Source organism: Niallia alba (assembly GCF_012933555.1).
Taxonomy (GTDB): Bacteria; Bacillota; Bacilli; order Bacillales; family Cytobacillaceae; genus Niallia; species Niallia alba.
On record NZ_JABBPK010000001.1, the window covers coordinates 4,384,284 to 4,408,560 of the forward strand.

The window sequence follows — 24,277 nt, forward strand, 5'->3', positions numbered from 1 at the left end:
CAAGAGTAAAGGGACGGTTCTTGTGAGTACATCAAAGATACAAGCTGTTTTTCACACTATTCTCATAGTATAAATTAAACGTGTTGTTATAAATCGTTTTATTACAAGAAAAGCCTTCAGAAGTTTATATTCTTCTGAAGGCTTTCTTATACATTCTAGAAAGACACCCTAACTATTTTAAGAAAAACACTTTTTAAGCCTTATCAACTGCAGCCGGAGTTGACTGAACTCTGTATGCTGGAATAAATTTCATTCCTGCCCAGTATAGAAGTGCGCTAAGCGGCATACTAACCATCCACGCTATAGAGAGGAAACAGATACCAATAATCCCGCCAATAAACATAGAGCCAATGCCTAACCAATTGTACTTAACGTCTCTTTGATACAATTCTTCCACACGATAATTTTGTTTATGGACAATATAATAATCGGTCAGCAGGATTCCTAGTAGTGGTCCTAAAAAGGCCGAATAAAATGCTATAAATGTATTAAAAGCAGAACTTGATACAAGAATCCAAGGAAAAGTAGCTATACTTAAAATTCCAACTAATATGACCGCAGTTCCCCATTTCAAATTAAACATTTCCATAATGACTAGAGCAGGCGGTTTAATATTAATGGTTAAATTGGTTGTAAACTGAGCAACAATGATAAATATCATCATAGCAACCGCTACAACTGGATTCGGAATAACAGATACAATAGCTTGTATGGGATCCCAAATTCCGGTTGCAGCAGCAGATAATATCCCAATAAACATCATAATAAGAAACATCGGAACAATCCCAAAAAAGTGACCAATCCTGTTATTTTTGGGCTTATTCTCTAGATATCTACTTAAATCTCCATTATTTATAGCCGCTGTAATTAATACCCCTACCGAGGCAGTAATAGCTGCAAAAAATGGCATCCCCCAAGATCCATCATTATTTTCCCAGCTATTTTCCATGTTCAAACCACCAAATTTTATAAGCTGAATCACAATATAGATAAGAAAACCTAATACTACAAAGGATAGTATAGAATCAAACCATTTAATAGAATTCATCCCAGAGTATGCAATTATCGTTTGAAGTACTTGGAATAAAATGAAATATAACCAGATATTACTGTAGCCCCATATCGAGTCAGTAATAAAGTTCGTTGCGCTTGCTCCAATCCATGAGCCTATCCCATACCAAAAAACTGCAGGCAACACACGAATGAGTGATGCTATTCTTGCACCATTATAGCCAAAGGCAGATCTTGCTTGAACAATAAAAGGAATTCCATATGTCAGACCTGGTTTAGAATTAAGAACAAAGATTACCCAAAGAAAAAGTGCTGATACAAAGGTGACTACCCCTGCCTGAAATAAGTTCAAACTGCCTACCGGTGGAAGAAAAGATTGTCCTACCATGAAAATTTGAATAACTACCATGGAAGAAATCCACATCATTATATATGTCGATAACCCAAACATTCTTTTTTCATTTGAAATTGGATTTAGTGATTCTCGTCTCGATCCTTGTGTAAGATTGGAACTATCCTTTGTCATACTTTCACCATCTTTTCTATTTTTTTAAAGAGATGGGATCACCCACCCCATTTTATCCCTTAAATGTACTGCAGTACTGCTTGAAGCATAATTTCCGTTCCCATTGCAATATCTTCTTTCGTTGCACTTTCCTCTGGCTGATGACTAATTCCCTTTTTACATCGAACAAAAATCATCCCTATATCTGTTATCTCCGACATTAGCATCGCATCATGTCCGGCTCCACTTACCATAATAGGAATATCCATATCTAGTTTTTTTCCAATTGAAGTGAATACATCAATAATTTCTTCTGAACAAGCTACCGGATCAAGTTCAATATTTGTTTTGATTGTATAGCTTAATCCATTTTCTTGGCATATCGCTTGGAGCCTTTCCTCGATTTCAGCAAATATGCGGTTTTTTCTGGTAAGATTTATATCTCTTAAATCAAGTGAAAATTGGACAGCATTAGGAATTATATTGCTCCCACCAGGAAAGGCCTGAATAATTCCAACAGTTCCAACTGTTTGTTGATCAGGCTGGCTACTGCATATTTCATTGATTTCTTGAATTACTTTTGCTGCCCCTATCATAGGATCATTTCTTAAATTCATCGGTACGGTTCCTGCATGACCAGGAGTACCTTCAATCATAATCGTGTACCAAGACAATCCAGCTATCCCATTTACGATACCTACTGGATGACTATTTACATCTAAATAAGGACCCTGCTCAATATGCATTTCTAAGTAAATCTTTATTTCCTCTTCCTTCCGCACTGATTCTTTATAACGTGCTGGGTCAATTTCAGACCCAAAATTCTTTAAAGCATCAAATCTAGTTACTTGCTGGTCATTCTTTTTTTGAAAATCTTCTTCGGTTGCTTTTCCAACCATCCCTCTACTTCCAAATAAACCATCGTTAAATTGAGATCCTTCCTCTTCACAAAAAGCGATTACTTCTAACGTATGAGCATGAGATATATTATTGGAATAGATAAACTGAGCAATTTCTATTCCTCCCAGTACCCCTATAATTCCGTCGAACTTCCCCCCATTTCTTACTGAATCAATATGAGAGCCTATCATCACAATAGGGAGATGCGGTTTTTCTCCTTCTTTTCGACCAATTAAATTTCCAAAATGATCATGAGAAACTGTTAGACCAGCCTCCTCCATCCATTTAGTGACAAGGATTTGTGCTTCCTTATCCTCCTTACTTAAAGCTAAGCGTTGTACTCCACTCTGCTTTGTCCTTCCTATTTCCCCTAATTCCATTATTCTTGAGTAAATTCTGTTGGCATCCACATAGGCTAGTGATTGCATGTATACACTCCTCATTTTTGTGATAAAGTTATTCTGCTTTTCTTCTTCTCCACTCATTTGTCTTTTCATAATCGATTGTATTTGTTTCTGTGATGAAGACTTTATATACCTCTAGAGCAGTCTCAGCTGAAATATATCCGTCCAGAAAATCAGCTAATACTTTTTCCGGATCTCTTTCTAATGGGTTGCCATATCCACCTCCACATGGGCCAACTAATTGAATAGTACTTCCAGCCTTAGCAGGACGATTCGGCAGTTTTGAAGGCAGCTTAATTGTGTCGCCTGTTTGCTCTCTGATGGATAATTCCCCAACAGTTCCATTCTCTCCACCTTTAAACCCCCATGGAGCAAATTTATGTCCGTCTGCTTCAACAGAGAAGCTCCCATCTTCTAGGAAGGTAATTTCACGGATAGATCCAATTCCACCTCGCCATTTCCCTGGTGCACATCCAGTGTCTCTTAATTCATATCGATTCACTCTTAATGGATAATGTGTCTCAATATCCTCAATAGGATTATTTCTCGTATTGGCATATAATGTATCAACAGCGTCCATTCCATCTTTTCCATAACGGCCGCCATAGCTGCCCTCCATAATGTCCATGTAAACCCAATAATTTTCTTCGTTAGCTAACCCACTAAAAGCCACTACTTGCAGGTTGCCGATACCAGCACTAACCTGATCTGGAACAACTTGAGCTAGTGCTTTCATTAAAGTATCTGCAATCATGTTGCCAGAAGTAAATCGAGCAATGGTTGGAGCTGGAAAAACTGGATTACACAACGTACCTTTTGGAGCGATTATGTGAATCGGCCTAGATAATCCAGAATTTTGCGAAAAATCACCGTAAGTTGTGGAATCTAATAAAATCGATCTTAATGTTAAATAAACAGCGATATCTACAGTTCCAACTAATGGCATATTAATAGGGCGATCCTTGACTTGAGGTGATGTACCTGTCAAATCAACCGTTAATTCGCTTCCGCTAACCTTTACTGTCACACAAATTTTTAAATCTTTTTTATATGAATCAGCACTATCCAGATAACCATCTAAAAATCCTTCTGCCTTGTATTCACCATCCGGCAATTTTGTAATGGCCTCTCGCATCATTTTCTCTGAGTAATTCATCAATTCATTGCTCGCAGCATAAATAGTGTCTACTCCAAATTTATCCAACAGCTCTATATATCTGGTTGCTCCAATTTTAGCAGCTGCTATCTGAGCCTCTATATCCCCTACTACCATCTTTGGTGCCCGAATGTTATCCATTAATAAATCCCAAACATACCGGTTCTTTTTTCCTTTCTCATAGACTTTGATGGCTTTAAACTGGAGCCCCTCTGCATAGGCATCTACAGCATCAACAATTCCACAGCTGCCTGGAGTGGAAGCACCTATATCTAAGTGATGGGCTGTCGTAACCGAAAAACCAATCAACTCTTCTTGATAAAAAACAGGAATACAAATACCAATATCTGGTCCATGAGACGCTCCGTGATAAGGAGAATTATGCATAATGATATCACCAGGGGAAAAGTTATCATCCCTTTCTTCCATAATCTCCCGAATTCCTTTTACATAGCCTGGAATCGGTCCAGATTGAAGAGGTGTACTATGGGACGATTCACATAATTGATTGCCATAAATATCTACTAAAGCACAGCCAAAATCCTCTGATTCTCTGATAATACTGGAATAAGACATGCGCGCAAGCTTATGGCCCATTTCTACTGCAACGTTTTCTAAAGCTCCAAGCACAACCTGTACTGTAATCGGATCAATTTCTTTTACCGCTGATTTCGTATCTAGCATCATTCACACACCTACCTTAATAATCATATTTCCAAATTCCTCTATAAACGCTGTGCAATTAGGAGGAATAACTGTTGTTGTATCTTTTTGCAATACAATACAAGGTCCTTGAAATTTTACTCCCACAGGAATTTGTTCTCTTTGATAAAATTTTGTTACTACTTTTTCTAATGTTCCATTGATATTAAAAATAGTTTCTCCTGTTTTTAAAAGAGCCTCTTCTAATAAGTAAGGATGATTGACTTTTTGTTTTTTTATTTTTGGCATGGAGCCTAGGCCAGTCACACGAATATTCACTATTTCAATCGGATTCTCATAGAAGCTATGACCATATTCGGATTCATGATTTTTATGGAACTCCTCCCAAACTAGTTCAACGGATTGTTTATCAACCAAACCAGTTGGGAAGTCTACTCTAAGTTCATATCCTTGACCAATATAACGACAGTCAACACTTCGCAAAATAGTAATTTGATCTTCAGCAATACCATCTTCTAGTAATCTTCTAGTTAATTCTTCTTCAAGTTCATAAAAATCTTGATGAAGCGTCGCGAAATCAAGATCGGAACTAAGCATGAACTCTGTTTTAATAACGTCGTATTTTAAATCCGTTGTTAATAAACCAGTTGCAGAGTTTATTCCTGGATATAGTGGAACTATTACTTCTGGAATATTTAAAATTTTTGCTACATCCACGGCATGTAGTGGTCCAGCTCCGCCAAAGGCAACTAAAGAAAATTCTCTTGGGTCTTCCCCTTTTTGAACAGTCTTTTCGCGGATAGCATTTGCCATATTATTATTCATGATTTGCAATATTCCCTCTGCTGTCCGTTCCCTGCTTAAATGAAGACTATCTGCTAACTCATCAATAACTTGATAGGCAGCGTTTTTATGGATTTGCATCTCGCCTCCCAGGAAGTTCTCTTCATCAATTCTCCCAAGAACCACATTGGCATCACTAACTGTCGGCTTCATTCCACCATGACCATAACACGCAGGACCTGGGCGAGAGCCTGCACTCTTTGGTCCTACTTTAAAAGCTCTCCCTTCATCAAGGTAAGCAATACTTCCTCCTCCTGCTCCAATCGTGTGAATATCAATCATTGGCACCATTACAGGGTACCCTGCAATCCACGTATCTCTCGCAGAGGATTCACTATACGTATTATCTTTAATAATCCCTATATCAGCACTTGTTCCCCCTACATCAAAGGTAATAATTTTATTTCTCTTTGTTACCTGACCTGACCATACTCCACCTAAAATCCCAGCAGCAGGACCAGATAATAAGGTATTAACAGGTTTTTCAGCAACAGTATGAGGGGTAGCGACTCCTCCATTCGAACACATAATATGTAGTTCCGCTGGTATTCCAGATTCCTTTAATCGTAATTCTAAATTCTGAATATAATGTTTCACTTTTGGACCAATAAAGCCATTTATAGAAGCAGTTGTAAATCGCTCGAATTCACGGAATTGGGGGGACACCTCAGAAGAAATTGTGATAAATGCTTCTGGATATTCCTCTTCAATTATTTCTTTTACTCTATCTTCATGTTGTGGATTAATATAGGAAAATAGAAAATTAACAATAATCGAATCTACTCCCATCTCCTTTAAAATACGAACAGATTCCCGCACTTCCTCTTCTCGTAAAGGAATAATGACTTCGTTCTTCTTTGGCCCCATTCTTTCGGCAACAGCAATTCTATGTCGTCGTTGAACTAAAGGTTTATCCTGCCATGGAATTTCTTGCATAATGGAATAATTTTGAGGTCGTTGGTGTCTGCCTATATGAACAATATCTCTGTATCCTTTCGTCGTAATCATCCCTGTTTTGGCTCCATCGTATTCCAATACAGCATTAGTTGCGATGGTCGTCCCGTGAAAAACATGATCAATTTCAGTTTTATCAATTAAATAACGTTCACATAGCTCAAGTATCCCTTGAACTACTCCTGTGGATGGATCATCCAACGTAGTTGGCACTTTATGAATCACAGTTGTTTGTTTATCCGTATCGTTAAAAATGACATCTGTAAACGTTCCGCCTACATCTACTCCAAATAGCTTCACTCTTCTTCACCCCTATTTTTATTTTGGAAGGAACTATATACTTTAATAGTCGCTTACATCCTCGTTTCAAATTTATTATATATTCCAATTATTCTGTATAATAATGTTAGATTATCTGACATTATTTTTCCTAAAAAAAAATCCCTATTGCAAATCTGCAATAAAGATTATCTATTTTCTATAAAAACAGTGAGAATAGTACCTTTTTTATAATTGCAAAAATGCAACTGTTATTGCATTTTTGCAATATCTATTCCTAATTTCTTGATTTTTCTTGAAAGGGTAGAAGCATCTATTCCCAATTTGATACTTGCATCCTTTAGGGTTCTGCTATTTTCAATAGCTTCTTCGATTATATGCTTTTCAAAGGTTTCTACCATTTCTTTCAATGACTGATTTTCTCCATTTTTCCGAATGGCCTTCTTTAACATTGTATATGATAAATGTTTTTCCGTAAGCTCTTCAGCAGAGATAGTCACTACTAGTCGTTCAATTGTATTTTGTAGTTCTCTAACATTACCTGTCCAAGGATATTCCATGAAAATCTGAAAAATAGATTGATTAAACCTTTTATTTCGATTATATATCTCATTAAAAACAGTTAAAAAATGATGTGCCAAAAAGGGAATTTCTTCGCTTCTTTCTCTTAAACTCGGAATATAAATAGGTGCTACATTCAGCCAATAATAAAGGTCACTACGAAAGAGATTCTCTTCCATCAGCTTTTCTAAATCTTGAGTAGTTGAACAAATTACCCGGACATTTATAAGTATTTCTCCTTCATTTACTGGATTATTCATTTTCTTTTCTTGGAAAACCTGTAGCAATTTCACTTGTAAATGCACAGGCAGCTTTTCCATTTCATCTAAAAATAAAACCCCATTTTGAGCAGTAACAATCGCACCAGATTTAATGAAAGAACCGCGGCTCCCAAAAAGTTCCGTTTCAATCATTTCTTCTGGAATAGAGCCAAGATTTACTTTTACAAAAGGACCGCCTCTTCTACTACTTTTTTGGTGTAGAATGTTCGCAAAGAACTCTTTTCCAACACCAGATTCTCCACGAAACAATACAGGTGAATCTACTTCTGCAATCCATTCTATTAAATCATATGTTTTTTTCATCAGAGGAGATTTAATAATCACTTCATCCTTTTCATGACTTTTGCTGTGGAGTTCTGTTTGATATTCCTTTAGTAATTCCTTTGTTTCATTAAGTTTTGTTAATAATTCCTCTGTTTCTGTAATATCCTTTGATATATTAATTACTTTCTCTAATTCTCCCTTTTCGTTAAAAATCGGATATCCTTTAACTAATAACCGTTTGCCTGATTTAGTTGTTTGTACAACCGTAACATTTCTGCCCTCTTTTATTACTCGTTTTGTTGAAGAGTTATCAATTATTTTTTCTTTTTCCATTTGTTCAATTGGCTTCCCTACAAATTCCCTCTCTTTAACTCCCATTATCCGCTCACAAGCTTCATTAACCCTCATTATTATTCCATTTGCGTCAGAAATAGTAATAAGCTCACCAACCAGACTCATAATCAAATCAAATTCCTGCTTTAGTCCGCCAATACGTTTCGTATGAAAGGCAAGATGCTCAATCAAACTCTCATGCAACATGAAAGTTAAACCTATTGGAGAATCTCCCATTCTTGGAAGAGACGTTTCGTATATGATTGCTGCATCTGTGTCATTTAGCTTCATCGAGGAAATCACAGATTGACCATTTTTTATACATTTATTAATGGAACTATTAGTAATTACATCCAAAATATTTATACCAATTATATTGTCGATTACCTTTTTGGTCATCTTCCATGCTAATTCATTTCTATATAACACTGTACCAATATCATTTGTAAGGATAATCCCCAGAGGAAAATAATCAAGGATTTTTTGTTCCATCATATTTATCACTTATTCCTTTCTTCTATTTTGCCTTAATACTACCATATAAAAATAATTGAATAATCAAAAAACTCTTGAAACTATAATAAAAAGCAATTTTACTTGTCCTTACACAAGTAAAACTGGCTTATTCAATATTCAAATCACTCTTTATTGTCTATTTAAGCAAATAAACCTGTACCTCATAAGCTCGAAGATTTATTTCTCCCCCTACCCTCTTATCACTGTTAGGGTAATTGCTTAGTAACCTTTCACAAGAAGCACGGGGTATGTCCTCCAAAAAGGATGTTTTGATCTCTTTCTCACTAAAATTACAAATAACAATTACCGTCTCTCCATCCAAAGCACGCTTATAAGCGAATATCTCTGAATGATTTTCTAGTAATAAATCATAGCTCCCATATACAATGACTTTATGTTTTTTCCGGAGGCTTATCAGCTTGCGATAATAGTGATAAATAGAATCAGGATTAGAAATCGCAGCTTGAACATTTATGTTTATATAATTAGGATTTACCTTAATCCAAGGAGTTCCCATTGTAAATCCTGCATTTACTGTATTATCCCATTGCATTGGTGTTCGAGAATTATCCCGTCCTTTTGCATAAATGCTTTCCATTATTTTTTCTAAAGGAGTTCCTTCCGCTAATTATTCTTGATAGAATTGATGAATCTCGATATCTCGATAGTCTTCTATCGTATCAAACTGAACGTTCGTCATCCCTATTTCTTCGCCTTGATAAACATAAGGAGTACCTTTCATCATATGAAGCAAAGTTGCCAACATTTTTGCTGATTCTACTCGGTAAGTACTGTCATTTCCAAACCGAGAAACAATCCTTGGCTGATCATGGTTATTGAAATACAAGCTATTCCAGCCTTTATCCTCAAGAGCCTTTTGCCACTTCGTCAAATTTTTCTTTAAATCCGGTAAATTAAGCGGCTTTAAATCCCATTTTCCGTTTGGTCCATTATCCAATCCCATATGCTCAAATTGAAAGACCATGTTCAACTCTTTATTTTTTTCCTTTGTATATATTTCAGCTAATTCTGGTGTAACTCCAGGCATTTCACCAACGGTCATTACATCATAATTGGACAGTACTTTTTCATTCATTTCTTGTAAATAGTCATGGATTCTTGGACCATTACGGTAAAATTTACTACCTGAAGCATATGTTTTCCCCTGCTTTGGCTCTCCATTTGGCATTATATCTGGTTTAGATATGAAGTTGATGACGTCCATTCGAAAACCATCAATCCCTTTGTCTAGCCACCAATTCATCATTTCATAAATTTCATTTCGCAGCTTCGGATTTTCCCAATTTAAATCAGGCTGTTTTTTCGAAAAAAGATGCAAATAATATTCATCTGTTTGTTTATCATATTCCCATGCGGCGCCGCCAAAATTAGAGTACCAGTTATTTCCATCATTTTTTATCCATTCGTACTATCTCCTTTTTTATTGTAGCTTTTCGTCATAAAGAAATCTTCCATCGGTGAAGCTCTTCTGTCTGTTAGTGTTGGCAAAAATAAAAACAGAAGATACCAATACGAACCATTTGATATCTTCTGTTATCAGCAATCCAACATTATTTTGCTTTACGTACTTTCCCAAATAGTAGTGTTAGAAGGAAGGGAACGATAAGTACAATCGCCATTCCCATAAAGAACGCTCCCCAATTATCAGGGAAAATAGATAGGAATGCTGGCAAGCCGCCTACTCCTATTGAAGGTGCTTTAACTGCTTGGATAGAAATAAAAGCACCAGCAATTGCAGATCCAATAATAGCTGAAATAAAGGCAAATCGGAAACGCAGATTAACACCAAATAACGCCGGCTCTGTCACACCAAGATATGCAGAAATCGCTGATGTTATAGACAAGCTCTTTAATTTTTCATCTTTTAATACAAACAACATGGCAAGAGCTGCTGAACCTTGAGCAATATTGGATAAAGCAACCATTGGCCATAGGAATGTTCCACCAGTGCTACCGATTAACTGCAAATCTACAGCTAGGAATGTATGATGCATTCCCGTTATAACAAGTGGTGCATATAGACCACCATAAATTAATCCACCTAAAATTGGTGCAAAGTCAAAAATAGCTACAACACCATCTGTAATCAGGTTACCAATAAAGAATGTGATTGGTCCGATTGCAATAAACGATACAAATCCTGTCACAAGTAAAGCAATTGGCGCCACGAATAGCATTTGAAAGGAATCTGGAATTCTTTTTCTTAGGAAAATTTCTAATTTAGCTAATACTTAGGAAGCAATTAGGACTGGTAAAACTTGTCCTTGATAACCAACTTTCTCTACTTCTAAACCAAAAATATTCCAGGTTGGAATCTCTTCTGCACTTCCATAACCCCATGCATTCAATAAATCTGGGTGAACAAGCATTAACCCAAGAACAATCCCTAATAAAGGGCTAGCGCCAAAGCGATTCATTGCAGACCATCCGATTAAACCTGGTAAAAACGTAAACGCTGTATTGGCAATTAAATTGATAATACTAGCAAAGTCTGCCCATTGGGGATACGCTTGGACAACCGACTGCTCAAAAAAGATGCCTTCCCCAGTTAATACATTGTTGATTCCCATTAGTAAACCAGCTGTTACAATCGCAGGTAAAATCGGGATAAAAATATCAGCTAACATTTTTACAGCACGCTGTAATGGATTTAAATTTTGTTCAGAGGCTTTTTTGACATCATCTTTTGTGCCTTCTGATGCACCTGTTTGATTGATTAATTCTTTATATACTTTTTCTACCGTACCTGGACCAATTACTACTTGAAACTGTCCATTTGTCGAAAAAGATCCTTTAACTAAATCTATCGATTCTAGCTTCTCTTTCTTTACTTTTCCTTCATCTGCTAATGCAAATCGTAATCTTGTCACACAATGTGTTGCAGCAGAAATATTTTCTTTACCGCCAATCGCTTCGATTATATCGCTAACTTGCTGTTTATCTATGCTCATTCCCTGCGTCCTCCTACTCTATGGATGAAGATGAATTCTATTCCAAAACTAATAAAAACGTTTGCAAATATTTGTTGAATCTTGTATATACATGTCACAAAACCAATGATATAGATGTATATACAAGTTGTCAATAAAAAAGGCAATACGTTTATAATTGTATTTTTTCCCATTTCGTTTGAAATATAAATCCTATTACTAGTCATAATACAAGCAGAAAGATGAAGTAAGGAGAATAAGTATTGTATTTAATAATAATATTAAATACAGCCAACCTTCCGTAGCTGGAGGAGAAGATATAAATTGTTGTCTATTACATTTAATCCAAATCTGTTTCTGATAGTTTGAGTTTAGAAAGCAGATACTTACATGGACCATTAGCAATCAGCTGTTTACGTCATAGGAGTAGTAAATTATAGGAGAAATTAATGAAAAGATGCTTTTCATTATAGCAAAGACTAAATTTATAGCAGAAGACATATCTAATTATTAGATTTATCAGGCAAAGATGAGAGGATTCTAGCCAAAATCGGGTTTTATCAGCCAAATCTGTTGGGTTTTCAGCCAAACTTCTGTTTTATCAGCCAAACCCGGCGACTTTTCAGCCAAACTTCTGTTTTATCAGCCAAAATCACCAACTTTTCAGCCAAACTTCTGTTTTATCAGCCAAAATCACCAACTTTTCAGCCAAACTTCTGTTTTATCAGCCAAACCCGGCGACTTTTCAGCCAAACTTCCTTTTTATCAGCCAAAATCGACGACTTTTCAGCCAAACTAATCAGCACTTCAGCCAACATCAGTTTTCCCTTTAAGCCTTACATAATTAACGTAAACACTTAATAAGGCTGATACCTTCCTTTTTTTACCCTTTTTGGCACTACATTATTCTTAAAATAAAAGCAAAAAGACTGTTCTATCAAGTAGAAACAGTCCTTCGCTTTCCATTATGGGAGATTACTTGTCCACGTAGTCATTATTAATGAATAATCTCGCTTGCCTTTGCCTTTTCTGTCATTTTTTTTGTCCCATTGGCCAATGGCTTTTTTAAAAATAGGGCAACGATGAAAGCAATCGCACTAAAAACCAGAAGCATACTAATTGAATATATTACTGTTTCCTTCACCATCCCACCTACTGTTTCTCTTAACAGATTGATGGCATGTGTAAATGGTAGGAAGGGATTAATAGTCTGAAAAAAAGGTGGTGCAACTTGAATAGGAAAAGTACCACCAGAACCAGATAACTGCAATACAAGAAAAATAATCGCTAATCCCTTGCCAAGATTGCCAAAAACAGAAACCAATGTATAAACAATGGTCATAAATACTAAGCTGATAAACATACCAAATAACACAAAAGCAACTGGATCTGCTACATATGCTTTTAAGATAAACATATCTCCTAGTGTAACAATCAGACTCTGACATAATCCAATTGTGATAAAGGTAAGCCATCTGCCAAAGTATATTTGGTTAGGTGTATAGATTCCTTCTGGATCTCGTACATCCACTCGTAATAAGGAAATGAGCAGTAAGGCACCAACCCATAAACTTAAGGTTGTATAAAAAGGCGAATTTGCTGACCCATAATTAGGAATGGGAAATAAGGAATTTTCATTTAATACAATAGGATCTGATATAAAATCACTTTCTTGCTCTATATCATTTTTCAACAAAGAAATAATCTCGCCTAAATCATATTCGCCTTCAAAAGTCCGAATAGAATCTGCTGTTTTTGTCAATGTCTCTTCTAATTTTGGTAATTCATTTTGTACCATATCTGCGGCTTTATGAACAGCATCCTCCACTCTAGGTAAATCATTTTTAATAAATGCAGCTACTTTAGTAATATCTTGTTCAGCTGCTGGAAGATCATTACGAACAAAGCCTGCTGCTGCATGAATCTTCTCTTTTATACTCGGAAAAGAAGTTCGATAAAATTCTGCGGCGTCATTAATGCCTGCTAAAACTTTATCTAAATTTTCCTGTATAAGGTTTGTCGCTTCATGAATCTTTTTTTCTATTGTAGGTAAATCAGAGTGAAGCTTTGTTAATTCTTCCTGAGCAAAGGTAAGTGACTCATCTGTATTTTTTATTATTTCTTCTAGCTTTGGTATATTTTCTTGTGCACTTTCTAAATCATTCATTGCATGTTGAGTAGAATCTTTTATCCCCTCTAAAGCACGATTAATTGCTGGTTTTGTTTGCTTATCATAGCGATTTATTAGAGTAGTACTAAGTTCAATCGCTTCTTGTGACAATGCCGATAAAGTGTTTGCTTTTTCCTGATCCGCTGCCTGAATCGTTTGAAGCCTCTCTTTTTCTTGCTGAAAATTCGTTTTTAATTCCTGCAAATCTTTTATTTCAGTTAAAAGAGCCTCTTCTCCATTTGGAGTTGCACTGTTTAAAGTAGAAAATAATGCAATCGAACGTGTTAAACTATCGATACTTGTCTGCACTTGTGTTTGCAATGCCACAGTATTTGTCTTTATTTCTTCTTCAGTAAGATTTCCTGTTTGAACTAATGCAGCCAATTGATGAACGGCATCAGCTGTTTTTTGATATAGAAGCAAATTTTGCTTATATACAGGACCAACAGCATCGAGCGCTTGCCCATTTGCATCGATAAACCCTGGCAATACATCTGCAATTTGCTTCCCGTTATTTATTCCTTGTTCTATTTTGCCTAATGATCCACTTGCTGTTTCAAGAAATGATTGCATATTTTCTACATTAGATAAGGCGCTTGTTACCATTTCACTAATGTCAGAAAAATGAGCTTCTAGCTCCTCAACACCATCCGCTAGCTTTTGAATCTCTGGCGCCTTTTCCTGTAAGAGAAGAATGCCTTCACCTACCTTTTCCAGTTCCGGAAGCTTCGCCTCTAATAAAAGGATATTTTTACTGGCTTCATTAATGTCAGGAAAAGCCTCTTCTAATGTTAAGATTTTTTGCGCTTGTTTATTGATTTCAGGCAATTTACTTTCAAGTGTTACTACTTTTTCTCCTAATTCATTTATTTTAGGAACTTCTTTTTCTAATGCGAAAATTTTCTCTTCTATATTTCTAATCGTCGGTAATTCTTCTTCCAGCTTAATCCCAGCGTCATTAAATACACTCAACACAGATTCACTTACCGTATGAATAAAGTTTTCTTTCACTTGTTGCACAATCGTAGATGCGCCAGTAGAAGTCATCTTTGGTGCTATTGCATTTAGCTTTTCGTTCACACTATAGTCAATCTCTGGCTTTACTTGTTTGTCCTCTAAAATAGTCGCAATTTTGGCAGAAAAATCATGCGGTATGTACAGGCTTGCATAATAATCTCCTTTCGTAACACCTGCCTTCGCTTTTTCTTTACTTACAAATTCCCAGCCAAGCTTATCATTTTCCTTTAAGCTTGCAACAATTTCATCGCCAATATTGACGGAGGAATCACGAATAGTTGCACCATCATCTTCACTTGTTACAGCAATTTTTATTCCACTCGTGTTGGAATATGGATCCCACGAAGCCGCCAAATTAAACCATGCATAAAGAGATGGCAGCACCATTAAGGCTACAATTAAAAGTGCAGCCACAGGCGCCTTAAAAATTCGAACCCAATCATTTCGGTAAATAACAAATACATTCTTCAAAAAAATCACCCTTTGTTAAAACTTAACATTCGTTAGTTTATGGAGATAGATAGAAAAGCATTCAGAGGGACGATTCTCCCGCTTCCCAAAAACGCCAGCAGGAGAACCCCCCCTCTGTGTACTTACTTTAAATAATTATTTTTTAACTCCATAACCCTCTCTACACTTTCATTAATTCTATCTTCTGTTATTATATTTTAATTCTTCTTCAAGTTTTTTCTCACTTATTAAGGCGTTTGCTGGCTGGAATTTATTTATTACAAGCATAAAGTCTTCATTTTTCCCACCGGAAGGCTCTATTATTTGTTGAAATAGATAAGGGTAATAACCTCTATATCCTTTCTCTTCTTGATTAGTAACAAGAAATTTCATATTACTACTCAAATAAGCTTGTGCTGCAGGTGCAGTATCAAAATGAGTACCTGCATCGATTAAAATTACATCAAATAATTGTTGGGCAGTTTGGATCAAATGTTCAATTTCATAAGGCTTATAAAAACGTTGCATTTTAATATCGCGGTTCCCAGCTAAATGATAAAAAGATTCATGGTGATAAATGGCTTCGGATAACCTATTTATTGATAAACTTTTAACATTGAGATCGACTTTTAAATCATTCAAATATTGCCCTTTGTATAAATAGAAATAGTCAGCTGGATCCCAACTATTTAAACTAAATACTAAAACCTTCTCTTTAACCTTTTGGGATAATGCTCTAGCTACATTTAAAGTGGTAGAAGAAACGCCAGCACCATTATGAGTTCCGAAAAAGCCAATAATTCTTTTAGATAAATAATCATCTTTGTTTGTAAGATTATTGATACAATATTCTACAACTTGAAGTTCTGTAGAGTATTCATTAATAAGAGTTACTTTAAATGCTGCACATAGTCTTGTAATTGTCTTAGTGAATTGTTCACTCTTAATTTGACTAGGCTTAAAATACATGGGAATAGAGGGATATTTTTCTCTAAGTAATCCCATGTTATTGATATCAAATGAATCACCATCTAATAAGATAGCATCGATTATTTCTTTATTAGGATATTCAATGTTGCCCATATGAGCATGGAGATTGTCCATTTTGTCAATTAATTCTTTGTACGTAGAGTTTTGACTAAAGATTAAGATTTCCATTACATGCCCTTCTCCCTATTGATAAGTAATATATACTCTTGCTCCTTTACCGAGTACTTCGTTCATCAGCTTTTTAAAGTCTTCTTCATTCAAGATAATTTCCAAATCACTTATGCTTGAAGTGGCATTAAGTCGTTTATCCTCGTTGTTGTTCTCTGAAGAGGAAATAACTTCTTTATTGCTTGAATCTTTTACATAAACAACCTTTATTGATTTTAAAAATGGTTCACTTTTCATGGAATTAGTGATATTTTCTATTTGCTCTTCAGAATCCTCTGAGCTCGTAGTAGAGGGACCATTTTTATTTAAATTGGTTGTACCATCGTTATAAATTAAATAGATATTAACGGTGTCTTTTCTTCTTAAAGAACCTGGCATTGCATATATCATTTCTTTGGTTATAGGGCGAATAGCTTCCCCCTCTTCTTCATTGGGTAATAGATCATCATAATCTATCATCGTTTTTGTAAGAAGCGAATTCCCCTGGATGACTTGATTAGCGTCTAATCCAATAATTTCATCTACTTCTGAAGGTAAGATTACATCATTTATTAATGTTTGTTTCGGTCGACGTTCAATAAGGAGTTTATCTTCCGTAATAGGTTCGTTTCTTAATATGTCAGCAGAGGGTTTAATTACTACTACCTCTGTTGAATCGATTCTCACACGTAAAAATTGGTCATAAAATAAGGTTAGTCCAATAGCAGAAATACCGACCAATATACCGCTGATAATTTTGATGGAAGGTTTTTTAAAGAAATTCATTCGATTTAATTTCCTCCTGGTATATTTTTTTCTATCTTAATTTTTCTGGAGAAGAGTTTACTTAAGATTCCGCTTCCTTTGACTTTTAGTAATTTATCCGGTAGCAAAAGCTCCAAAATAGGTTTTAAATACTCATTTGCTTTATTTTTATAGTCTTTGCAATCATTAAGGAATTTACCTTGATACTGCGCTTCATATACGTCTTCGTCTTGAAAAGATGGAAGTATGGAAATTAAATTATCTTTAAATAAATCTTGAATTAGTGGATTCTCCCTTATTTTTTCATTGAAGCGATTACCGATAATATAAGTTTTATCTGATTCTAAGAGGGTAGAAAACAATGGGTTCTCCCCCAGTCTTTGAAGCTGTGTAACATCCGAGTCTAGAACAATAAATAGATGATCAGCTATCTCTAATAAATCTGTTGTTACGTCATTGTCTAAGTTACAACCAACATCGATAATCGTAACAAGGGATAAATTCGTATAGAGAAGTTTTATATAATCTTCAAAATTTGTTCCCTGTGGTTCTTTTTTAGAAAAAGTAGGATTATGGCATATGAGTTCCACACCTTCACGAAACCACTCTGTTTGAATATCTGAAGTATTCTCTTGTTGTGCACTCCACTTATTTACGTAATTTGGAGCAAATTCATGGCCATAAAAACGGTCATATGTATAGGGATTTAGCAAGGGATCTTCCACATATAATGTGCTAACTTGGTAATTTGCTATGCTACGAGCTAATAGATGTGAAATAAATGTTGTACCATTGCGTTGGTAAAAGCTACCTACAAGGATAGTTTTCTTCCTAACTGGAACACCTACTACTTTTTCACTGGGTGCATTATGTACGTGAATTGAGTATTCCCTTTTTATGACATTTTTTTGAACGATTCTTTGTACGATAGTTTTTTCTTTAGTGTTTTTTTCTTTGTGTGTTTTACCGTTCTCATCTTCGTTAACAGATTCCTCTTCCGAATCTTCTTCCAGTAGAGAGGGAATCACTTCACCATCGATACTAAGAGAGTTATTGATAAAACGTGCTACTTCTGCGAATGAGACTTTCCCTTTTAACTGGTTTATAAATTGTTCAATATCTATTCTTTGGGTATTGAATATATCAAGTACTCCCATACTAACTAGTCGAGAAAGAAGCGGATCATTGCTTGATCGTTCGCATAGGAAAACAATTCTTAATGCGTCGTCGAAATCAAGTCGGAGTTGTTTTATAATACTTAACAGCTCAATATCTTTATCTTTTTGATTTTCTTGCATGGATTCTAAATAAGTATCATGCACAATTAGTATTGAAGGAGTTTCTTCTTTAACAATTTCATAGAGATATTTTCGATGTAAAATTTCTTGTTTACTTAAAGTGAAATCTTCAGGATACTTTGAAAAGGTCTCAATTAAAATCTTGGTATAGGTTTTATCACCTACCGCTATAAGAACCTTCTTTGTCATACTAAAACTCCTTTAAAACAAAAAAACACCCGAACACAAGGCAATTACAAAGAATTGTCTTACATTCGGGTGCTTCCCGTTAGTCATTATATTAATTTGCGTATTTTCGGTATGAAAGTCTTCTAGAATCCTAGAAGACATTTACATTTAAAAGAGAAAGATTGACGACGATTCAATCTTTAAAATTATAGTATCATGTTACCACTTCAGATTCAAGTGAATTATTAACAAAAAGTATTGAGAAATTTATTATTGCCTAAATCAATTTCTGTTACATATGGAATCTGAAACATTGAACCTTATAATCCCATTTATTAAGGTGAATAATATAGATAAATACACCTTAAAGAGCTTATTACTATCATAGTTTCATTAATATTTTTAAAACCGTCACGGTTACTAATCGGTCACCAATTATATTTTATAGCTCTAACCTATAGGCGAGAAATGCCTTTTGAAGCATTTCTCACATACTAAAGTCTATTATAAGTATATTTGACATTTTTTAGGATTTCACTTCTTGATATGTGCAATTAGATTTAAACCATTTATCTATTTCAATTAATCTTTCAGTTAAAAGACTCTCTGTATCAGCCTCACAACATAATGCAGCGGTTGAGAAGACAGAGGAATTTGCACCATCAAATTTAGTTCCAATTGTAGCAAATTTCCAGTAGTCAAACACCCACTCATTTGGAATTTCTTCGGGCATGGAAACTAATGTACCTTTTAAAGGCGAACTCAATATCCACCCTCTATATTTATCCCATTTGTTTTTTTGAACATCAATTACGTTACTAAAACCACATTCTCTTTTAATAAATTCTTTAGTGATATGAATACCGAGTTCAGCTTCTATACATTCAGCGATTCTTCCTCCACCTGTTCTACAAGCAATTTCACAAAAAGTAATCTCATGATTGTCAACAAATATTTCTAAATGGAATGTCATATTTTGAGGACATGGTAAAATATTCAATAATGCTTTACCGTAATTTTTCAAAATTATTGATAGTGGTGAATCTTGATTTATAAATATACTCGCTGTAGATTTTCCTTCTTGATAAGCTAGGCAATTATTAATATACTTTGAGACTGTAATAAATTCCAGTTTATTATCAAGGATAATACCATCTAAATGATAAACTTCTCCTTTAGCAAAAGATTCTATAATCATATTAGCAAAAGAATTCGATGCGGCAAATCTATCAAGATCTTCTTTAGATTTTAATACTAAAGTATTTACTGAACCAGCTCCATCGATTGGTTTAATTACGGCTGGATACTTATAATTATCTAAAAAATTTAAAGCATCTATATATGAATGAACTTTTTGAAAGTTAGGAGTTTTAAATCCATTGTTCGCAACAAAACTCTTCATAATATACTTATCGCGAAAGATTTTTGCACTATATGGTCTCTGGCCTGATATGTTTAGATAATCACGTATGTATGAAGCTCTTTCTACATCTCCTTCCCTTACAGATAATAATTTATCAAAATTATTTTTGAAATGGAGATCTATTGCTTTTTTCTCTATATTATTATTCTTCTCCCAGTTATCAAAACTATATATATTAACATTAGGTAACTGATTTATGTCTTGATATCCTTCTTCATGTTCTTTCTTAACAAATAAAACATAGGTATTTTTCTCGTGTATGGGATCATTGAAAATCCATTGATCAAGCGGTAGGTATTTAATACTTTGTGATGCAAAAATTAATATATTCATAATTCCTCTCCTAAAAAAATATATTTTTTCTAACATATACCATGTTATAATATTTAGTGAATTTAGACAACAAGGAAGGATATTCGCTCTTATGAAAAATAAAATATTAATATCAAAAGTTAGTTCTTTATTTGGTACATCTGTATTCAACACAATTGTAAACTTATGGATATTGGATATATTTAATAGTTCACATACTTTAGGTGTAATCTTATCAATTTCAGGAATTTCCGCATTATTATTTAGCCTTTTAGGAGGATATTTGGCAGATAGTAATTATTTAAAAAAAATTCTCCTTTGGGCTGATTTATCCTCTGCAATATTTTGTATTATAAGTGTTTTCCTTATTTCTTCTTTTAGCAAGGATATTATTTACTTAGTGGTTTTCTTACTTAACATTAATATAGCGTTAACAGCGCCATTAATTAAATCACTGGTTTCAAATGTAGTACAAAAAGAGTTAATAATATCTTTTAATAGTATTTTAGCTATGTATAGTGAAATACTAAAAATTGCATTGCCGCTAATATCAACTTTTCTATACCAATTCGATATATTAACTCTTAATGGTGCATTAATTATTAATGCTATTTCATTTTTTATATCTTTTTTATTTGTAAAAGGTATACAATTAAACGAACTTAACTCAAAATCAAAATTAATTGGTTATTGGGATACATTAAAATATTTATTAAATCGAAAAGTATTATCTATGCTAATTTTAACAGGTGGAATTTCTAATTTTTTCTTAGCTGGTTTTAATCTTTTACTACCGGTTTTTGCGTTAGATAAAGTTGGTAATAGTTTTTACTATGGTGTCTTTCTCTCTTTAGAGTCAATAGGAGCACTATGTGGGGCGTTATCCACAAAATATATTATTGTGGATAAAATGATAATAAAGGAAAGGATAGGAATTTTTTTCTCAGGTATTTTACTTAGTAGCCTAATATTATTTAATAGTAAATTCCTACTTATTTTTATCTGCTTCATCTTAAATTTTTTCTATGTAAGATACAATGTTGCTCTTCAAAGTTTCCTACAAACAGATGTAAATAAAGAATACATAGGTAAAGTTTTTTCTGTTTCATATATTTTATCAAATGTCCTACTCCCACTAGGGAGCTTGTTCTTTGGCTACCTTTTAGAAGATTTTTATAAACTAAGTATAGGGGTAATTGCTGGGGGGCTAATTTTTATAAACCTTTTATGGGTGGTTTGTTATAAGAAGATAGTAATTTCTTAAAGCTAGAGTACTATATTCACTAATACTCATCAGATTTTTTAACCTTTTTGATTACGGCCAGGTGATTTTACCACCCTTGCCATGTTTTTTACCAGTCTTCGCCAATAAATGTACCACACAATGCCAATTCGTTTACCAAGCATAGTAAAACCCTACAGATTAACTAGCTTAATAAACTGTAGGGCTTTTCTTTTACTGACTGTTGCTAATTAGAATTATTTTTAAAATACTCTCTAATCAATTTTTTTGACCCCTCAAATATGTCCTGTTCATTCCATTCCTGTGGAAAAGGTTTCTTTCCATAGATATCCATTAACTGCTTTTTTAGATCCTGGGGAAATGGGTACCAGTTTTTGTATCCGACATAGTAGAAGTATTCCTCTAACTTCCGTAGTTCTTTTTTAGTCATTACTGCCATATTAGAGTGCTCCACCTAGTCCATGGCGCTCACGCATGGATATTTCGCCATCTATTAAGATTTGATAAGAATCATGGATAATACGGTCTAAAATAGCTTCTGCTATCGTTTCATTCCCTAATTTCGTGTGCCATCCTCTAGGATCAATTTGCTAACAGAAGATTGTTGAAGCTACTTTATGGCGAGCTTCTGCGATTTCTAGTAAGATTGCTGCTTCATCCGTTGATAAATCTGTCAGTAACCATTCATCCAAAATAAGTAAATCGACCTTCGTGTATTTTTTGATTAATTTACGATAACTTCCGTCCGCAGCTAATTTTGCTAGTGACAGTTCATCTAGTAATTCTGGCAAACGGATGTATTTAACTTTATAGAATTGACGACAAGCAGATACTCCGAATGCACTAGCTAAATAAGATTTACCTGAACCAGTAGGACCCTTCAATATGATATTGTGGCTTTCTAGGATATAGGTACCACTGGCAAGTTTTAAAATCAAATCTTTTTCTAATCTTCTATCCTCGTAATATTCTATATCTTCAATACAAGCATTCGAATTTATAAAAGTGGCTGATTTTATTAAACGTTGAAGCGCATTGCTCTTACGACGAGAAAACTCTAAATCAACAAGCAAAGAAAAGCGATCGTCGAAATTCATCTTTTGAAATTCCTTGTTCAATGCCTGCTCTTTATAGGCTTCTGCCATTCCACTTAATTTCATTTCGTGCAATTTTTTAACGTTTGGTCATTCATCATTTGTCCGTTCCTCCGTAGTAATTAGATCCTCTTGTGAAGCCAAAGTTATTTTCGCTAGTCTCTGTTTTTCGTCTCATTTCTTGCTCGGCATCACTCTTTTTATTGCTCTTTAATATAGTTTGAATACTTTTAACAGTTGGCCTTTTTGTCATAGAAATAATCATTTTACATGCACGTTCAATTTCATATTTTGTATAACGGCGCTCAAATTTTTTCAAAGTAAATATAGACTGTAACGCGAGTTTTTCTGTTTGAGATGTATCTAGAATATATTTAACAACATTCAATGTGGAAGCTCCGATACTTTCAGCCCATTCAAATGCAGCTTCTGGAGTTTGATCCACATATAACTTGTGATTTTCTGGCATATGATCACGAATAGTAGATAATTGACCGAATTTCCCATATAATCGTTTATGGGAAGCTACCCGCATAAGATTGAAATATACCTCAACGAGGTCGTCTGAAAGTTTCACTTCGACTTGTCGATTGATATATTCATATGGAACTGAATAAAACATACTATCGACAGAGATGTGATAGTCGGGACGTACTTTCGCTGTTTTCCATTCAGACATTTTGTAAGGTTTAGATGGTAGAGGGGAAAGTGCGAATTTCTCCTCTTCCTCAAACGCCGACAGACGACACCCTTTTTTGCGCGTGAAGGGGCGCTCATTGAATTCGGCTAATTTCTTCCAAACTTCTTCATTCAATTCATCGATACTGAAACAATGTGTATTTCTTAATCCTGCAATAATCCATGTAGAGATAACATTAACGGAACCTTCTACACTAGCTTTGTCCTTAGGTGTTCGAACCCGGGCAGGCATGACCACAGTATTGTAGTAGTCTGCCATTTCCCTATAAGTAGGATTTAAGACTAACTCGCGTGTGGTATGTTTCGTCACGCTTGCTTTAAGATTGTCTGGAACAATAATTTGTGTGCTTCCACCAAAATATTTGTAAGCGTGGTTGTGTGCGGAAATCCACGAATGTAAATCCATTGATAAGGTTGCTTCGGCATAAGATATTTGACTGCACGGTAATGTCGCAACGAAAACATAAGCCTTAGCCTTTTCCCCGGTATCTCTATCAATGATGAAGGAGGTCGATCCCGCCCAATCAACTTCCATGATTTCGCCTGGTTTTCTACGAATACGTAAAGTAGCTTTATATTTATCTGCGTATCTACTGTAATGTCGTAAAAAGCTACGATAGGAGTAAGGAATCTTATTGTTTGTCCGGCACTTCGCTTCATATTCATGATGTAGAAGAGAAAGTGTTACGTTAGGCTTAGCTAACTCATCATGAATGAGTATTGCGAATAGATTGAGCCGGCAGTGCGGAGTTTTGAGCCACTATTTGCGGACATCTGAGCCAGTAAGTGCGGAGAAAGAGCCACTATTATTAAAATACAAAGTAATTAAAAAGCCATTAGAACAAGTTTCATTCCAATGGCCGCTTGTATTATCTGAATC

The 24,277-nt window shown here is 34.8% G+C and carries 13 protein-coding genes and 3 pseudogenes; 1 reads left to right on the plus strand and 15 read right to left on the minus strand.

What is annotated here, in order from left to right; genetic code table 11:
- Positions 1–193: 193 nt before the first annotated feature.
- From HHU08_RS20855 to HHU08_RS20910, 12 genes and pseudogenes are all read right to left on the minus strand, one after another.
- The gene (locus HHU08_RS20855) at positions 194–1,537 is read right to left on the minus strand and encodes an NCS1 family transporter (RefSeq protein ID WP_169189215.1); all 1,344 of its coding nucleotides are present in this window, start codon (positions 1,535–1,537) and stop codon (positions 194–196) included.
- A gap of 59 nt (positions 1,538–1,596) precedes the next feature.
- On the minus strand, positions 1,597–2,844 hold the full coding sequence (locus tag HHU08_RS20860) for a hydantoinase/carbamoylase family amidase (protein ID WP_235678852.1): 1,248 nt from the start codon (positions 2,842–2,844) through the stop codon (positions 1,597–1,599).
- A 28-nt stretch (positions 2,845–2,872) separates the two neighbouring features.
- The gene (locus HHU08_RS20865) at positions 2,873–4,663 is read right to left on the minus strand and encodes a hydantoinase B/oxoprolinase family protein (RefSeq protein WP_205835667.1); all 1,791 of its coding nucleotides are present in this window, start codon (positions 4,661–4,663) and stop codon (positions 2,873–2,875) included.
- Entirely contained in the window at positions 4,664–6,736 is a 2,073-nt protein-coding gene (locus HHU08_RS20870; protein WP_169189216.1) for a hydantoinase/oxoprolinase family protein, read from the minus strand.
- A gap of 230 nt (positions 6,737–6,966) precedes the next feature.
- Positions 6,967–8,649 (minus strand): sigma-54 interaction domain-containing protein, encoded by a 1,683-nt coding sequence (locus HHU08_RS20875; RefSeq protein ID WP_169189217.1) that lies wholly within the window; start codon positions 8,647–8,649, stop codon positions 6,967–6,969.
- 157 nt (positions 8,650–8,806) lie between these two features.
- Positions 8,807–10,075 (minus strand): annotated as a pseudogene (locus HHU08_RS20880) (glycoside hydrolase family 13 protein); the annotation flags it as partial.
- Positions 10,076–10,241: 166 nt separating this feature from the next.
- Positions 10,242–11,642: pseudogene (treP, locus tag HHU08_RS20885) on the minus strand (PTS system trehalose-specific EIIBC component).
- A gap of 976 nt (positions 11,643–12,618) precedes the next feature.
- Positions 12,619–15,279 (minus strand): YhgE/Pip domain-containing protein, encoded by a 2,661-nt coding sequence (locus HHU08_RS20890; RefSeq protein ID WP_169189218.1) that lies wholly within the window; start codon positions 15,277–15,279, stop codon positions 12,619–12,621.
- A 177-nt stretch (positions 15,280–15,456) separates the two neighbouring features.
- A complete protein-coding gene (locus HHU08_RS20895; RefSeq protein ID WP_205835668.1) occupies positions 15,457–16,416 on the minus strand; it encodes a P-loop NTPase family protein in 960 nt (319 codons plus the stop codon).
- A 15-nt stretch (positions 16,417–16,431) separates the two neighbouring features.
- A complete protein-coding gene (locus tag HHU08_RS20900) occupies positions 16,432–17,181 on the minus strand; it encodes an SAF domain-containing protein (RefSeq protein WP_169189219.1) in 750 nt (249 codons plus the stop codon).
- 5 nt (positions 17,182–17,186) lie between these two features.
- Complete coding sequence (locus HHU08_RS20905) at positions 17,187–18,647, minus strand: hypothetical protein (protein WP_169189220.1); 1,461 nt, start codon at positions 18,645–18,647, stop codon at positions 17,187–17,189.
- Positions 18,648–19,152: 505 nt separating this feature from the next.
- On the minus strand, positions 19,153–20,382 hold the full coding sequence (locus HHU08_RS20910; RefSeq protein ID WP_169189221.1) for an ATP-grasp domain-containing protein: 1,230 nt from the start codon (positions 20,380–20,382) through the stop codon (positions 19,153–19,155).
- 91 nt (positions 20,383–20,473) lie between these two features.
- Here HHU08_RS20910 and HHU08_RS20915 point away from each other — a divergent pair, with 91 nt between their 5' ends.
- A complete protein-coding gene (locus tag HHU08_RS20915; RefSeq protein WP_169189222.1) occupies positions 20,474–21,625 on the plus strand; it encodes an MFS transporter in 1,152 nt (383 codons plus the stop codon).
- Between the two features lie 205 nt (positions 21,626–21,830).
- On the opposite strand, the gene HHU08_RS20920 is transcribed toward HHU08_RS20915, so the two are convergent.
- From HHU08_RS20920 to istA, 3 genes and pseudogenes are all read right to left on the minus strand, one after another.
- Positions 21,831–22,043 (minus strand): hypothetical protein, encoded by a 213-nt coding sequence (locus tag HHU08_RS20920; RefSeq protein WP_169189223.1) that lies wholly within the window; start codon positions 22,041–22,043, stop codon positions 21,831–21,833.
- Position 22,044: 1 nt separating this feature from the next.
- Positions 22,045–22,799, minus strand: a pseudogene (gene istB, locus HHU08_RS20925) (IS21-like element helper ATPase IstB).
- Positions 22,796–24,118, minus strand: coding sequence for an IS21 family transposase (gene istA, locus HHU08_RS20930; RefSeq protein WP_169189730.1), 1,323 nt, complete (start codon positions 24,116–24,118; stop codon positions 22,796–22,798). The pseudogene istB and the gene istA overlap by 4 nt, the downstream one beginning before the upstream one ends.
- Between the last annotated feature and the right edge of the window lie 159 nt (positions 24,119–24,277).